This window comes from Sphingobacterium griseoflavum (genome assembly GCF_014653155.1).
In the GTDB taxonomy this organism is placed as follows: Bacteria; Bacteroidota; Bacteroidia; order Sphingobacteriales; family Sphingobacteriaceae; genus Sphingobacterium; species Sphingobacterium griseoflavum.
In genome coordinates this window covers 255,817-271,685 of the sequence record NZ_BNAF01000001.1, presented here as the reverse complement: position 1 = coordinate 271,685, position 15,869 = coordinate 255,817, and the positions used below count along the sequence as shown (strand labels likewise).

Genomic DNA, 15,869 nt, shown 5'->3' with positions numbered 1-15,869 from the left:
ATCATCCTTATGATAATGTGCTCTCTTTGATAGCTGTCTATTCAGTTAATTAGCGCTTGCTAAATTCATAGCCGATACTGAAGGAAGTGACACGATTTTGGAAGGTCGTCCCTTCGATATTGCCAATATTCACAAATCCGGCTGAGCTAGACAAGCTCAAAACTAAACCATGGGCAAATCGATAACCGGTCATAAATCCTAGTCCCGCATCAAATGGATTCAATTGATCGGGTTCTTTTCCAAAAGCTAAGTGTCGCGCATTCCGTCCGGAAGTAACCCTTGCGCTGACACCGTAAGCTATATACGGCCCTCCACCAAAAAAAACCTCCCCATTACCCGCTTGAACTCTGCCTAAAAAGTTAACAGGAACCTCTAGATAAAGAAGCTTATCTGTGAGCACTTCGCCTCCTAGATCCGATTTACCGCCTTTTCCTTGCAGCGACAAGCCCGGTTGGATCGAAAATCCTGGCGACACCCTTGCATCGTAATACCCTGTCAGATGAAAAGACGGCGCAATTTTCGTTGTGGAGGATTGATTATTTTGCCTAACATACTCCGTTGCAAGATTTAGCCCTGTGCGAACGCCGAAAGTACTCTGCGCCGACGTGGCAGCCACAGCGCCGAATACTAAAACTACCGTTAACAGATTTTTTTTCATATTGATTTTTAACAAATAAAGGTTAATAATAACCGACTTCAACGTCAGCAGCACGCCATAGTCGACTTAATATTTTATCCACAAATGTAAAAAAATGAAACCTCATAACAAAGAACAATCACACATTTCAAGTACTAAATACTAATTTCCGGGAAATCGGTAACAAACATCGCTTTTTGCTTGTTTCACCGATAACAATCAGTAGTCAAAAAAACAATTGTAGATATGCAACTCCTATCATCAGCTTTAGCAAACAGAGTTCGCGAAGTTTCCCTCAGCAAAACATTCATTGTCAACAGCAATTATAAGGCAGAGCGAAGCCTTGTAGATTGGGGTCATGACCAGCGAACAGACCATCCAGGATACATTCATTTTAGATCTTCCCCCTATTGCTTCGGCTAGCGATTGGGACGATCTTCACGAGAAGCTATTTGTTCATACCGAAAAAATTTTCAAGCGAAACAGCTAGTTATCCAACCACAGCTGAAAATGCTGCGAGCGGTCCTCGCTGACGATTACCTCTACGGTTGTTGCTGGATGCAGTTCCAGCTTGATACGTCCTCGGCTAATCTTTAACATGGAACGAATGGCGTTAATCTGAATCACAAACTTGCGGTTTATTTGGAAGAACATCTCCGGATCAAGTTTACCGACCAAACCCATCAACGATTCTTCAATGATGTAGGCATGACCATCCTTCTCGATCGCGTAAAGTGTTTTATCTTCGGCCATAAAATAGGCGATATCGTTTACGGATAAGGACTTCAAATGAATGCCGTATTTTACCAAGAAGCGATTTTTATAGGTTGGCGAGTCCTTTGGCATCAACGGGCGTACTTTATGCAAGGCTTTTTCTAAATCATCGATATCGTAAGGCTTCAACAGGTAGGCATAGCCTTGATGCTGAAAGGCATCAAACGCATAATTTTCAAAGGCTGTCGTGAAAATCACCGGAGCCTTTACCTGCACCTGTTTGAAAATATCGAGGCTCAGTCCATCAGCTAGGTGCACATCCATAAAAATCAGGTCGACTTTATTTTTTTCCAGCCAGTGCACAGCCTCCTGCACCGTGCTAAGGTGCGTGAGATGAGGAACATTATGGGGCAACAGTTGCGATAGCATATCCCGCAGGCTTTCCCAAGCCCAATCTTCATCCTCCACGATCAACATATGCCATACCATGCTGTGAAAGTAAAAAAAAATCCTCTTTTCAACGAATGAAAAGAGGATGTATAATGTACAATCCGGTCTTCTTATAACAGATCAGGGTTATTATCGATCGCTTCTTGTGGATAGCGAATAATATAGCGAGGATCCTGTTGTTCCAAAACTTGCTCTTGTCCAAAAATTTGGTGTACAATCCGTGGACGATCGCCTCGTTTCAAATCATACCAACGTAAGCCTTCTAGGGCCAGCTCGCGTTTGCGCTCTGCCTTCACTAATTCCAGTAATGCTGCGCGATCCATATTGGCCATAATTAACGCTTGCGCAGAAAAAGCCGCCGCCGTTAAGCGATTTCTAAACAGCGTTCCCAAAGCGTCCACAGCTTCCTGCCTACGGTTCAGTTGTAAACTCGCTTCTGCTACGATGAGGTACAGTTCGCCATTACGGAAGCTGACGTTATAGCGATCGTTACCACCTTTACTTGAAACGTAATTGCTACCAGCTTTAGCAAAGTAACGCGTGAATCGCTTGTCATTGGCTTGGTCATAGCTAGACAATAGCGTCGGCGCAATATAAGAACTTGTGGAAACGAACGAAACTCCCACCGCATCCAGCGACATGATGGCCTCCACCGATTGAAAATCGCTCGGAAGCAATGCTTCGTTCTGATTAAGATCAACCAATTTATTATTGATGGCCAAGGCCGCCGCTGCTTCCTGCCGTGCAAGCTCCCATTCTTCGCGATATAAATGCACCCTCGATTTGAAAGCGTGTAGCGCCCGCTTGCTAAAGCGATATTTATACATAGCAGGCTGATCTTCTACCTGCATCAGTTCTTGTGCATCAGCGATATCAGCAAGGACCAACGCATAAGTTTCCGCTATCGTTGCCGGCCGAAAGCGTTGTTCCAGGTCAATATGATCCGCGAGCGGAATGGCTTTTTTATCTTTATTGGCTTCGCTGAATTGTTCAGCATAGCAATTCAGCAACTCGAAATGAGCATAGGCACGCAACAAAAGCGCTTCCGCCTTAATCTGCTTGGTCTCCGCAGTGACCCCTATTTTGGCATCCATTTCCTCGAGAATATGATTGGCGTAGAAGATACTTTTGTAAAAATCTACCCAGGGGTATGCACGCGTCACGGGATCCGGGTTCTGATCGTTCCACAGATAAATATCCTTTAACTCAGGAAAATCGGTAGAATACTCGTCCAACAATAATTCATCTGTGCGTAGGTTAAGCAGCGCCTTATGTGTTGGAAAGTTCGTGTAGCCGCTGGTCAACAAAGCTCGGAAGTCGGCTTCGGTACTGGGCACTACAGTGCCCACCGGTTGTATATCCAAATACTTATCGCAAGCGGAAAACAAGGCGCCCACGGCTAGTAAAATTATATATAAACTATTTTTTTTCATGTTATGCAATGCTAAAGATTAAAAACGAGCGGAAACACCAAATGTAAACGACTTTGTTATGGGCTGCGCATATAAGTCGCCATACGTCTCCGGATCAAAGAACCCGTCGTAGTCGGTACCGAAGACCAATAGATTCCGACCTTCTACATTAAAACGCACATTGCTCGCCCCAATGCGTTTGCCGATCTTAGACGGCAAGGTGTAGCCAAGGCGAATGCTGTTGATGCGCACATAACTCATCTTCTTCGCCCAGATATCGTAATATCTAAGGGAGTTTACAGGGTCATTACCATTCATCCAGCTGTAAGCCATCCAGCGCTCATTAAGCTCGATATTATCGCTGCCAATGGCAGGCAATTGCGAACCTTCAAGGGCATCAAAAAGTTCCGTATACTGGTTCGAGCCGCGGTCCACCTGTGCAGGATTGTACGAAGGCGTTCTACGCACCCATTTTTCCAGGTTGAAGGCAGCAGACACGGCAAGATCAAAGGCATCTAACTTGAACCGGTTGGTCATCCCGCCGATGAAGCGCGGATCCATATTGCCCATATACTTAAACTTACTGCGGTAATCTGCCGGCGTCAAATTATTTGCCACCATGTAGCCTGGCAGGAAATCTGCCCATGGGTCATATAGTCCGTAATATTGTTCAAAGGCGATAGGGTTGCCATCAGCGCCTTTGAATTGCACTAGGCCATTGGCATCCAATCCTGCCGTTTGTAGCACAAAAAGCGAGTTGACTGGGTATCCTTCTTGATTGTCCAACACATAGGATTTTGGATTGGCCAACACCTTGGTCAACTTGTTACTGTTGTGCGCAATATTGAAGTCGGTGCTCCAACTGAAACGAGTAGTCTCCACATTTCGACTGGAAATAGTCAGTTCTATCCCTTCGTTGCTGATTCCCGCCCAGTTGCGACTCACATTTTCAAACCCGTTCTCCAAGGCCAACTGGCTGTTGCCGATCACATCCGAGCTTTGGCGCTTGTAATAGTCTACGGTAATATTCAGACGATCCTTCCATAACCCAAGATCGATTCCCGCATTCCAAGAATGCGTTCTTTCCCAGCGTAGTTTATCGTTAGCAGGAGTATTCACAACGATGGTTTGCTCGTTGGTGCCGGGCAACAACGAGCCAGTGCCGTAGCTTCCAACAATAAAAGGATAGGTATTCCGGTCTATATTTCCTTGTACACCATAAGAGGCGCGCAGGCGCAAATTAGAAATGCTTGGAATGGCCTTGATAAATTCTTCCTCAGAAGCTATCCAAGAGCCCGATAAAGACCATATGGGCAAAAATCGGTATTTGGGATCTACACCAAACATATTAGATCCATCGTAGCGGATGCTACCATATACATTATATTTCTTATCGAAGGTGTAGGTACCATTTGCGTAAAACGATGCAAACGAGGTCTCGCCTATAGTTTTTGCGTAGGGTCTAAAGTTTGCGTTATTGAGGTCGTTGTTATTCGGAAAAAGAATGGTCTGCGTTGTTAAGGTCACCGGATTGTAGCCAAAACCTTTCGTTGCGATCATACTGTTATTTGAATGTCGAAGCTCCGTTCCGCCCATCAGTTCCAGCTCATGCTTCGATGCCCATTCCTTCGTATAGGTTAAGAAGGATTTCCAGTTATATTGAAAACCGCTGTTATGGGTATTTTCAATAATGCCGCCCTCTGGAAGAAAATACTTATAAGTTTTCGTCGCCGAATCGTAGTAACGTGTGGTCTGACGTAATTTTCGTGCACTGTAAGATTCCTGATCACGGTACCGCTCGGTGCCAATTTCTTCCAACTGCATCCCCAATTCAGTGCGCAAGGATAAATTGTGCAAGATATCATATTGCAGATAGGTAATCGCTTTCAAACTTTTGTTGGCCAATGTGTAGCGCGTATTTTCTCGTTCTTCGATTGCGTTGAAAGGAATATAGACGGCATCAGCATCCGCACCTTCGATATCTGGATCATAGATAAAAGCGCCATTAGCGTCCCGAATCTGTAGATAGGGATTCGCTGTACGGGCGTAATACGTTGGATTGTTAAAACCATCTGCATCTTGAACCGGATTTTGGCGATTCGTTGCCGATCCCAAAAGATTAAGTCCGCCTTTAAAACGGCTATTGATCCGAAAATCATTGTTAAAGGTCAAAGTGTAGCGTTTCATATCCACATTGTATACGCTGCCCTTCTCGTCGTAGAAGCCGCCCGAAATATAGTAGCGGTGTCCTTCTGTACCGCCAGAGATTGACGCGGAATACTGCTGGTTCACCGATTGGCGAAACAGGGATTCACCCCAGCTATGGTTTTGGTTACGCAGTGCAAGAATAGATTCCTGCGTTGCCGATGAAAGTGCCGACAGTCCGCCATTGCGAAAAGCATCCCATTCATTGCCGGCGGTCAACAAGCGTGCTATGGCACCTTTTCCCGAACGGTAATCCAAATCAGAGCGACCGGCCATCGCCAATTCGAAATCCACTTTCTGCGAGGCATTCATGAGGTTCAAGCGGTTGAAATCAGGGCGCTCCGCGATAAAGCTATTTGCAGAAACATTCACCTGCGCTGGGCCACTTTTACCGCGTTTCGTGGTGATCACGATCACCCCATTTGCCGCGCGGGCACCATAAATAGAGGTTGCTGCGGCGTCTTTCAAAACGGTGATATCCTGTATATCATCGGGGTTCAATCCCGCGATAGGCAAATTGCGAAGGTCGTTGATATTGTCTTTATCCAAGCGGTTGGGCATCGCTGTACCTTCTATTGGCAGTCCATCCAACACCCATAACGGATCTTGTGTGCCGTTCATGGACACTGTACCACGAATACGGATCTGCGACATGCCGTTGGGGCCACCACTTAAATTAGAGAACTGCATACCGGCAACCTGTCCCTCCAACATCTGCTCTACACTCGACACGCCAGCCTGCTGGATTTTATCCATATCAATCTTGTTGTAGGCTGTCGTATTTTTTCTTTTCTTGATATCGGTATAACCCGTCACAATCACTTCTTCCAATGATTCGCCACTGGGTTGTAGCAATAGCGTTTTACTACCGGCATAGACGGCCACCCGTAGCTTCTCGTAGCCCATAAAAGATACCGTCACAAAGCGCACACCGTTTGGAATGCTTAAGCTGAAAGCGCCTTTTTCATCCGTGATAACGCCCAGTGCCGACTGCTGTACCTGTCCGGCCACGCCTGTCTCTTCAGCTACTGCCGTATTTTCCACCATAATGGTGGCACCAATAATCGGTTTGTTTGTGGTCGCGTCCAACACGCGTCCCTCCAGTTGAGTCGCTGTTTGTGCGCTAGCAACGTTGCAGCAAAAAAGCACAAACAGCATAAGTAATCTATTCATTCACGTTAGGTATTAAGTAATTTTATTTTTTTGCGATAGGCAATGTCACGGCTATGCGCATCAGGAGATCTTCATAATGTGCTTTTGTAGCCTTATCGCCAGTTTGTCGTGCCCGATCCAACAGTTTATAGATTTCCAAGAGCTCCGTCCGCTTCAACATCAACATATCGGAGGTTCTTGCCATGCTGCCCACATGTACATTGCGCGCCTGTCTTGCTGCATCGCCTAAGCCATGTAGGGCACAAATATGCGGATGCGCCTGTTGCAAGAATAGGTCTACCTCGGTAAGCTTCTTGTCGTTAATTTTCTCCATGGCTTTGTTGGTCGACACCATCAATACATCCACATAGTTTTGTTGCAACATACGTGTGCGAAGATCCAAAGACTGCTTTTTCAAAGTCGAGGCGAATACTTCCTCGCGCACCGACTGCAAAAATTCTTCGGCACTCCAAGCCCGTTTCCGGCCAAACAGTTGCTCCATCTCAATCATCCGTAGCAAACGCTCATCTTTCACCAAACTGAAGAGCAAGCTATATTGAAATTCACGTTGCAAATTGTAGGGTGCATATTCGAAACTACCGATAGGGCTATCCCGCAATGGAAACGTTTTGGTCATCAACTCTGGCACAAAGAGCCATTCCGGCAAACGATATACCTGCTCTTTTACATAGCCTAGCGCCTCGATCTGCTTGTCTCGGTCTACCGGACGATAAGCATCTTTTTGATCGCCCAACACGGGATTTTCCAAATAAATGCCGCCTATATTGTTGATCACATGGTCAGCATAGGTATACCATTGCCCAATAACGCCCATATATAGCTTGCCCGCGCGATAGTAGTCTTCTCCTGAACTCGTTGTCCAATCAATGATATGGGGCATGATCCGTTTTAAATTACGTAGTCCGTAGGCTCCTGCTAGCATGGCGTTATCGCCAAGATCTTCCGATTGCGAACGCGGATCGATAATGTTCTTACCATCTTGCTGTTCACCATACCAGTAATTCGGATCGTGCTGGTGCTTTTCTATTTCTTTACGTAGCGTGGGCAGCTCCTCCCAAGGCGTCTTCACGTCATACCAGCGGTAAGCCCATGCAATGGCATACTTATCGTAGAGCCCAATGACAGGTGTAATTGTCTTTACGCCGTCTTCGGGCTGCGCAACGTAGTTGAAGCGGGCGTAGTCCATAATGGACGTCGCTGTACCGCCCATACGATCCGTAAAGGATGGCGAGCGAAGCGAATCCACGGGAAAGCTCGACGAAGACCCCATGTTGTGCATCAATCCTAAGGTATGCCCTATTTCATGGGATGACACAAAACGAATAGCATGCGCCATCTTTTCTTCGGAAAAAGCATTACCACGTGCTGCTGTATCCACCACACCGGTTTGTATACGCATCCAGCTGTTCAAAATCGTCATCACGTTATGCCACCAAATAACATCAGCCTCCAAAATCTCGCCCGAGCGCGGATCTACCACCGAAGGTCCCATCGCATTGGCCTGTGCCGATGCTGCATACACAATAGACGATACATTCGCATCATCGGGATCGAAAGCCGTGGTATCGGCCACTTCCTTCGCAATAATGGCGTTTTTAAAGCCAGCGGCTTCAAAGGCTTGCTGCCAATCGTGCACACCAGCAATAATTTCCTTCCTCCATTGTTTTGGCGTAGCCGGATCGAGATAAAACACGATGGGCTTCTTCGGCTCCACTAACTCCCCTTTTCTGTAACGTTCCTTATCCTCTTCCTTTGGTTCTAGACGCCAGCGCGTTACCAAATTGCGCTTATCAAGTTCCTGTTGTTTATCAGAAAAATACCAGCGCTCGGTACTGAAAAAGCCTACGCGCGGATCGGCGAAGCGTGGCACCATAGGCTGTTCGGGCAGGGCATAGATATTTGTTGTCACGGCAATAGAAATCGGTATGGATTCATTCCCTTCCGTTACTTTGGTGCTATACATCGATCGCACTACGACGTTGTTGGCAAAGGATTTTATCTGTTCAATACCAGAGAGCGATGTCTTTGGCGAAGTCCCCAATCCTAAATTTGAAAATACGTCCGCAAAGCTCTTTTCGGTTCCATCAAATACCTTGTTCACCTTGATCACTACACTGGTAGAATCGCTGTTGTAGCTTTCTACTTTGAATGATTCGATATAGGATAAGCGGTAGTTATCGGAAACCGATTTGGCAATGGCATCTTTATTTGGCACTTCGATCTTCGGATCGATCTCGCCTACCCAAACTTCCTTCCCTTCCTTTTTTAGGCTGAAGCGGATCACTTTGTTCTCAAAATTCATCCCTTTATTGACGCCGGCCTCGTTTATGGCCAATGGCACCGACGATATTTTGTGTATCATCAGGAAGTCCCTGTCCAATGCAGTGCGGGGTATCTCAAAGTAGTACTCTCCCTTTTTACTGATGACGTGGAACATACCCGAGTCAACACGTGCATCTTTGATCAACTTTTGATAGGATACACCCTTTTCATCCTTGCTACTATCGGCCACAGCCACAATCTGGGCGTCTTTCTTTTTCCATATAAATGCAGGCACCACGCCGCAGGACTGGAATGCCGTGGTACAAAATACGGCAAGCCCTACGAAGCGCGACAGCTGCTTTATGTGTTTATTATTCATTACGTTATCGGTAAGGTTAATGCGTCATTCAAGCGCTAAAAGTGCTCACAAATATTTAGAAAGGCAATGCGATTTCCGTGAACCCGTGTATTAAGGGAGTGAGTGCGCACATTTAAGGGAAGAAAAAACAAACGCTATCGAAGCGGCAGATGCAGCACAAATAAACCATCCTCCACCTCGTAAGAAAAACTTTCAAGCTCCACATGTCGGTACATGGATGCGATATATTCCAAACCATAGCCCCCTGTTTGTGATTCCGCAACAGGTCGCGGCCGGTATCGATTTTTCACCACTACGTGGTCATCGACGACGATAATATCTATCTCCAAGGGCTGCTCCCGCGTGAACACCGTATGCTTTATAGCATTTTCTACTAAAGTTTGTAAACTCATCCGCGGGATTTGTCTTTTCAATGCAGTAGGTGGAATAACAAAGTTTATCGGCATCAATGCTTGCGCAAAGCGTACCTCTTGCAGGAAGAAATAGGCTTGCACCAAGGCCAATTCCTCTTCTAGGCTCGACCATCCCGATCGGTCGTCTTGCAGCATCTTCCGATATACCTTGGCCATCTTACCCACAAAGCGCTTGGCATGCTCCTGATCTTTAGCAATCAACTGTTGCAGGGAGCCCAATGCATTAAATAAAAAATGTGGGTTCATCTGCTCGCGCAATCGCTCGAAGCGCATTGTTGCCTGTTCTCGCGAAAGCTCAGATTGCACAATTTCCAATTGCTGTACTCGCCTTTTGTTCCAATAGATTATCTGCAGGAAGGTAATAGTAATCACCAAAAAACCGATACCAAGCAGCATACTGAGGTTCAAAATCTCTTGGGTTTCATCCGCGGTGATGAGCAGTGGTACACTCGCTGCCAGTTGTGCATGCACAAATATTCCCTGTAGCGCAACACTACGCCTTAACACATCCATTTGCAGGTAGTTCGAAAGCACGATCGTGTCTTGTGCACCTTGCCCCACCGTTGTATGTATCGGGTTGGGCTTCCCCACTTGTGACAGCTCGGGATGCACCAAGAAGAAGCCATCCGGTGAAACAATATCAAAATAGGCGTGTCCACTCTCGCGCTCCCAAAAATAGGTGTTAAACTTCTTGAGGTCGATAGCCGCCTGCAAACGGCCATATTTCGAATGAATCACATAGGGCAATCGGTACAGCAAATTCTTCTTCCAATCTTCCAACTGCACGTTGGAATCCAGGGAAGCCAAGGTCAAGAAAGTGCGCAGCATGGTATCCTTCTGCAGGTAAGCCTGAATGGTCTGTTGATTCTGCCCCTCAGCCTGTACAAGAAACCAACTTAAACGTTGCTCCAACAGATCAAACTCTTTTTGTACCGCCAAAGCTTTCTCATTGGCGATATCGCGCAGCATTTTCCTGTTCAACTCCGTCAAACGATTAAAAATCACCTGCAAGATTAAGCCTCCCACCAACATCAACAGTAAAACGCCTACAGGAAACAACAGGAAATTCTTACGCTTAAACTTCCTAGCCGACATATTATCCTCTTTCACGCCGCAAAGATAATCTATTTTTATACGGCGAGCAATCGACAACTCGCTTACTAGCAAACGTTTCCTGATCAAGCGTTCCCATACTGGCTTCCAAACGGTATTAATCTTAACCGATGCATTACCGGTATTCGCCGAGAAAACAGGCAAGTTGGTCTAATTGCCATAGGCTGTCGAGCGCTGTACGCCTACCTTTGATGTATCAATAAGAAAATAAAACAAAAACATAAAACACATCGCCATGAAAAAAACAGTAATCTCCATCCTCAGTGCATTCATTATGATCACTTCGTTCAGCGCTTTCGCTGCCGAAAAGATCAATCCACTTAAAAAATTTGATTCTACGAGCATCATCGGTGTTTATCTGGAATCTGCCGCACTGGGGAACCCAACGTTGAACAGATACATCTTCGCAGAAGATTTCGAATACCGCAACAGCGCCAACAACGACAGCTTCAATAAAAAGCAATACATGAAATTCTTAAAACAAAGCGCCGGCGCCAAGTTCGATTGCAAAACCAGCTATGAAGTATTGGATCAAACGAAGTCTACTTGTGTTGCCAAAACCACCATGACCTTTGATCACTTTGTACGTGTCGATTACATCACACTTAGTCAAACCCAAGACGGTTGGAAATTAAGCAAAGTGGTGACCACCTATCCCTAACCAAATACCGACGTACGGAAAGCGTATAGTCATATACCATGAGGTAAGCCCTTACAGCATACGGTTTAAACGTAGAAATGAAGCTGTCGGCTGTTTCTTCAAGAAATAGACAGCTGCTTATGTATGCCTTCGGTTTTCTGCTCACCGCCTGTACTCGCCGCTGCGTAAAGATAGGCGCAGTACATTAGGTTTTAAATATGTCGCATTTTTTCATCAGTTTGATGAAAAAATGCGACGTTGAAGGCAACAACACGTAAGGTCTGCTATTTGTCAAGTAGCTTGGAAGCAACAAATAGCGTAGCTGCGGAAGATTCGGACTACCGCTTGGGTCGCGCAATAAACGGTAAGAGCAGCCCCTGCCCAACAATAGTCAGTAGCACGACTACCGTGGTGATATACATAATATCATCTTTCATCGGAAAAGCATGCCCGTTTTTCAAAACATGTGGCAGTCCAATGGCCAACGCTAAGGAAATGATTCCTCGCATGCCTGACCAGCTGATGATCATGCTTTCCTGCACACTTAATAGAATCGATTCGGAGATAGCGCGTGCACGCTTGTTGTGCTGCGCGCGTTGAAAAGCCCTATGCAGTCTTTTTCGATGTAAAAAAACGCTTAATGTCCGCACTAAAAGTGCCGTCACGGTAATGATGGCTGCAATACCACCATAGGTAAGCAGCTGTTCGTTGGTCAATTTTTTTACCACGATAGGTAATTCCAAACCTATCAGAATAAAGATTAAGCCATTCAGCAAAAAACTAATCATATCCCATACGTGTTCGGATTGTACCTTCAACCTTTCGGGAAATTTTGCCGCACTGAGCTTTGACAGACCAAAGGCTAGCGTGACCACTGCAATAACACCGGAAGCATGAAAATGCTCCGCAATCAAGTAGACGACAAAAGGCGAAAGCAATACTAGGCTAAGGACAGCCGTACCGTCTTCACGGATAAGCTTGAGCAGGAATCCAAGGAGCATGCCGCATATAAGGCCGATTAAAAAACCGCCAACCAACAACGTTAAAAAAGAAAGCGAAGCTTCCCAGAACACAAAAGAAGCACCGAAAAGTGCTGCCAGCGCAAACTTGAAAGCCACCAGTGCCGAAGCATCGTTCAACAGGCTCTCTCCTTCCAAAACAGTATTGGTGAGTGAACTCAGCTTCATTCCTTTGGTAATATTCAAGGCAGCCACGGCATCCGTGGGTGCCAAGATAGCGCCCAGTACAAAAGCGAGGGGCCAAGACATACTTGGGATCAGAAGATATGCGACAACGGCAATACCTACTGTCGTTATAAAAACCAAACTGAAAGCCAATCGGGAAATGATGTAAATATTAGCTTTAAATTCCTTCCAGTGGATCTTAAAAGCTGCATCGTAAAGCAGGGGCGGCAGAAAAAGCAGGAACACCACTTCCGATTCGATTGCTATGGCCGGCATCCCCGGTATGAAACCAATCGCTATACCTGCCACAATAAGAACAATGGGAGAAGAAATCTTTATTTTCTCTGCCATTGTACTCAATATGGCCATAGCTCCCATTAAAACTAAGATGATGGCATAATTCTCCATAGCGCATTCCTGTTGTATGCGAGCTAATTTAGCGATAAGGATTCAGTTTTTATAATCCGCAGATCGGGTTAAAACATCCGCTTAGATGTTTTTTGGGAATTCGTCCTTCCAAGCCGTGTATCGCCAATCCTCACTCTCCGCTTCAGTTAGCAGGCAGCGATTAAGGTCGGCAACGAGCTTTTCTTTGTCCAATTGCTGTCCAATAAAAACCAGCTCATTTTTTCGGTCTCCCCACTGTTTATCCCATCGTGCGTCAATCTGTGCGCGGTTCTCTTGATAAATAGGATATCGCATACGTTCGTCTTCCGGCATGCTACACCACCAGTAGCCTGCATTTTCTATGCGTAAACTGCCGCCAGCCTGACTAAAGTTGATGGCTGCGTCCGGGCGTGATGCTATCCAGAATAATCCTTTCGCACGTATAATACCTGCAGGGTAATGCACATTTAAATAATGGTACCAGCGTTGCGGATGAAAGGGTCGTTCATTACGAAAAACGATGGATGAAATTCCATACTCTTCGGTTTCCGGCGTATGCTCGGCTTCCAATTCCTGTATCCAACCTGCGGATAGGGAAGCTTCGTCAAAGTCGAAACTATGGGTACCCATAATCTCTGTCGGCGGTACTTGTCCAAATTGTGTTCGGATAATTTTGGCTTTAGGGTTCAGCTTGCGTATAGCGGCCTCCAGCACCAGCAACCGTTCATCCGCTACCAAATCGATCTTATTCAACACGATGATATTGGCAAACTCGACCTGATCGGTCAAGAGATTCACAATGGTACGGTCATCGTTGACATCGTCGTTTAAAGCCCGATCCTGTAAGGTATCCATGCTTCCAAAATCACGAAAGAAATTAAAGCAATCTACCACCGTGACCATGCTGTCAATGTAACTAAAGGCAGATAAATCGATCCCACTTTGTTCATCCACGTAGCTGAACGTCTGAGCAACCGGTATAGGTTCAGAAATGCCCGTACTTTCGATCAACAGGTAGTCAAAACGATCCTCTTTCGCCAGCCGCGCCACCTCCAGCATCAAGTCCTCTCGCAACGTGCAACATATACAACCGTTGCTCATTTCCACCAGCCGTTCCTCCGTTCTTGACAGGGTATGCTCGCGCTCCACAAGCTGTGCATCGATATTTACTTCGCTCATGTCATTCACGATCACAGCTACTTTCAGCTGTTCCTTATTGTGCAGCACATGGTTTAACAATGTTGTTTTTCCTGCACCAAGAAAACCACTTAGCACAGTCACAGGCAATTTTTTATTCATCTCTTTTCCTCCTTTTTTAAGTCGTCTTGTTCCGCTACCGTTCGAAACCATCGCAACACCTGACGGTGATGCTCCGCTCCGTAGCGCTTAATGAAACGTTGCGTTTCTGCATGCTGCTCATCGGCGTAAACTGCTATCCGCCTGTTTACGAAAACATCCGTCAAAGCAATGCCGCAGTCTACTTCAATGCATCTTCTCCAGCTTTCAAAATCTTGGGGTATCCTCATCTTCATCTCATTTTGGTTTCACAAATGTAAAACGTAAAAATTACAAAAGCAACAATATTGCATTTGTAATTTTTACACTGTAGTTTTGAACATTGAATAAGTCATGAAGGAACATAAATTGAGGGATATTTTTTCCCATGGCGCTATAGGCGCTACATGGGAAGGAAGTCGTTATCAGTGGGTATATGGTAACCTTCCATGCAGGGCGTCGACATCATCATTTTATGTAATCTGTGTTACCCGTTTTCCAATGTATGTTTTGCGGACAAGATGGTGTTCCAGCCATGGTTGGAGCGCGGTTGGATCCGAGGGAGAGCAAGTAGCCTGCTCTGTGAAGAAGATGATTAGGCAAGAATGGGTTGCCATCTGGCAACAGCCTACTTTTTGTGCGCCTTGATAAAAGTAATCGTTTTCTGCACCAGTTCGTCGGTCTTTTCTTTGGCGATATTGCCCAGTCCGTGGTCGCCATTCTCCACCTTAATAAAGTTGTTCTCGACTTGATGTTTTTCAAGTGCCTGTTGCAACTGTTCCGATTGCTTAATGGCCACTATACGATCTTTAGTGCCGTGCACGATTAAGGTCGGCAAAACGGGTTTATCGACATAGTTCAAGGGCGAGAAGCGTTCGTTAACCTCCAATACCTTGTCTTTATCCGTTTTAAAATCATAGCCCGTCATGGCATAAGTCAATTTTAGGCGAATGTCATATAATTTGCGCACAAAAACTTTGAACATAAAGGTAGAAAAACCATTCAGATTCACCCGAAACAGGTCATTAAGTTTCGTTGGTCCAAAATTGTCTATGACATAATTCAAGCGAAGGGGTACATCCTGAAGGCTAGCATCTCCTCCTATCTCGCCCGGATTGGCATAGCTCACCAACATTGCCAAGTGCGCACCCGCACTTCCTCCCCAAATGCCGTAATTGGCGGTATCCAACTGGTACCTGTCAGCATGTTTGCACAGCCATTTCACAGCGTCACTGCAATCCTCCACGGGGCTTGGAAAATGTATGCTGTCTGATACCAAACGATAACTTATACTGGCCACGGCAAAATCGTTACGTAGAAGCTCCTCTTTCAACTTCCGCATGTAATAAATGCTTTCCATCTCTTTGTCGCCGAATGCCCAACCTCCGCCATGCACCACGATAACTAAGGGGATCTTCTTTCCACTCGCCATTGCGGGCAAAAACAGGTCCAAACGCAGGGAGTCGCCATTAGATAGGCCTTTGTAACCAACATCCATCAAAGAGCGGTAAGTATAGGCCGAAGAATCTGTTTGGCCCTGAACAATGCAAACAGAACCAATCAGACTAAGAAAAACCAGTAATATCCGAATAGGGAAAAGTGCAAAAGAGATGTTGAGCATGCGA

General features: G+C 45.8%; 11 protein-coding genes. 1 reads left to right on the top strand and 10 read right to left on the bottom strand.

Annotated elements, in window-relative coordinates; genetic code table 11:
- Window positions 1-49: 49 nt before the first annotated feature.
- The 6 genes from IE165_RS01125 to IE165_RS01100 all read right to left on the bottom strand — a co-directional run bounded on the left by IE165_RS01125 (window position 50) and on the right by IE165_RS01100 (window position 10,902).
- Complete coding sequence (locus IE165_RS01125) at window positions 50-658, bottom strand: outer membrane beta-barrel protein (RefSeq protein WP_189624754.1); 609 nt, start codon at window positions 656-658, stop codon at window positions 50-52.
- A gap of 465 nt (window positions 659-1,123) precedes the next feature.
- On the bottom strand, window positions 1,124-1,840 hold the full coding sequence (locus tag IE165_RS01120) for a LytR/AlgR family response regulator transcription factor (protein WP_189624753.1): 717 nt from the start codon (window positions 1,838-1,840) through the stop codon (window positions 1,124-1,126).
- Between the two features lie 71 nt (window positions 1,841-1,911).
- Window positions 1,912-3,234 (bottom strand): RagB/SusD family nutrient uptake outer membrane protein, encoded by a 1,323-nt coding sequence (locus IE165_RS01115; RefSeq protein ID WP_189624752.1) that lies wholly within the window; start codon window positions 3,232-3,234, stop codon window positions 1,912-1,914.
- Between the two features lie 18 nt (window positions 3,235-3,252).
- Window positions 3,253-6,591, bottom strand: a complete 3,339-nt coding sequence (locus IE165_RS01110; RefSeq protein ID WP_189624751.1) for a SusC/RagA family TonB-linked outer membrane protein — start codon at window positions 6,589-6,591, stop codon at window positions 3,253-3,255.
- 22 nt (window positions 6,592-6,613) lie between these two features.
- Window positions 6,614-9,232 (bottom strand): zinc-dependent metalloprotease, encoded by a 2,619-nt coding sequence (locus tag IE165_RS01105; protein ID WP_189624750.1) that lies wholly within the window; start codon window positions 9,230-9,232, stop codon window positions 6,614-6,616.
- A 134-nt stretch (window positions 9,233-9,366) separates the two neighbouring features.
- The gene (locus IE165_RS01100; protein WP_189624749.1) at window positions 9,367-10,902 is read right to left on the bottom strand and encodes a sensor histidine kinase; all 1,536 of its coding nucleotides are present in this window, start codon (window positions 10,900-10,902) and stop codon (window positions 9,367-9,369) included.
- A gap of 91 nt (window positions 10,903-10,993) precedes the next feature.
- On the opposite strand from IE165_RS01100, the gene IE165_RS01095 reads away from it, so the two are divergent.
- Entirely contained in the window at window positions 10,994-11,419 is a 426-nt protein-coding gene (locus IE165_RS01095) for a nuclear transport factor 2 family protein (RefSeq protein ID WP_189624748.1), read from the top strand.
- Between the two features lie 317 nt (window positions 11,420-11,736).
- Here IE165_RS01095 and IE165_RS01090 read toward each other — a convergent pair whose 3' ends face one another.
- From IE165_RS01090 to IE165_RS01075, 4 genes are all read right to left on the bottom strand, one after another.
- Window positions 11,737-12,990, bottom strand: a complete 1,254-nt coding sequence (locus IE165_RS01090; RefSeq protein WP_189624747.1) for a Na+/H+ antiporter — start codon at window positions 12,988-12,990, stop codon at window positions 11,737-11,739.
- Between the two features lie 81 nt (window positions 12,991-13,071).
- Window positions 13,072-14,268 carry a GTP-binding protein gene (locus tag IE165_RS01085; RefSeq protein ID WP_189624746.1) on the bottom strand — a complete coding sequence of 399 codons (1,197 nt, stop codon included), beginning with the start codon at window positions 14,266-14,268 and terminating at the stop codon, window positions 13,072-13,074.
- Entirely contained in the window at window positions 14,265-14,495 is a 231-nt protein-coding gene (locus tag IE165_RS01080) for a hypothetical protein (RefSeq protein ID WP_229826245.1), read from the bottom strand. The genes IE165_RS01085 and IE165_RS01080 overlap by 4 nt, the downstream gene beginning before the upstream one ends.
- Before the next feature lie 377 nt (window positions 14,496-14,872).
- The gene (locus tag IE165_RS01075) at window positions 14,873-15,865 is read right to left on the bottom strand and encodes an alpha/beta hydrolase (RefSeq protein ID WP_189624744.1); all 993 of its coding nucleotides are present in this window, start codon (window positions 15,863-15,865) and stop codon (window positions 14,873-14,875) included.
- Between the last annotated feature and the right edge of the window lie 4 nt (window positions 15,866-15,869).

Bases quoted from the DNA above. Each gene is read 5' to 3' on its own strand.
- IE165_RS01120 (WP_189624753.1), bottom strand. From the start codon at position 1,840: ATGGTATGGCATATGTTGATCGTGGAGGATGAAGATTGGGCTTGGGAA.
- IE165_RS01085 (WP_189624746.1), bottom strand. From the start codon at position 14,268: ATGAATAAAAAATTGCCTGTGACTGTGCTAAGTGGTTTTCTTGGTGCA.
- IE165_RS01105 (WP_189624750.1), bottom strand. From the start codon at position 9,232: ATGAATAATAAACACATAAAGCAGCTGTCGCGCTTCGTAGGGCTTGCC.
- IE165_RS01095 (WP_189624748.1), top strand. From the start codon at position 10,994: ATGAAAAAAACAGTAATCTCCATCCTCAGTGCATTCATTATGATCACT.
- IE165_RS01125 (WP_189624754.1), bottom strand. From the start codon at position 658: ATGAAAAAAAATCTGTTAACGGTAGTTTTAGTATTCGGCGCTGTGGCT.
- IE165_RS01110 (WP_189624751.1), bottom strand. From the start codon at position 6,591: ATGAATAGATTACTTATGCTGTTTGTGCTTTTTTGCTGCAACGTTGCT.
- IE165_RS01080 (WP_229826245.1), bottom strand. From the start codon at position 14,495: ATGAGGATACCCCAAGATTTTGAAAGCTGGAGAAGATGCATTGAAGTA.
- IE165_RS01115 (WP_189624752.1), bottom strand. From the start codon at position 3,234: ATGAAAAAAAATAGTTTATATATAATTTTACTAGCCGTGGGCGCCTTG.
- IE165_RS01075 (WP_189624744.1), bottom strand. From the start codon at position 15,865: ATGCTCAACATCTCTTTTGCACTTTTCCCTATTCGGATATTACTGGTT.
- IE165_RS01090 (WP_189624747.1), bottom strand. From the start codon at position 12,990: ATGGAGAATTATGCCATCATCTTAGTTTTAATGGGAGCTATGGCCATA.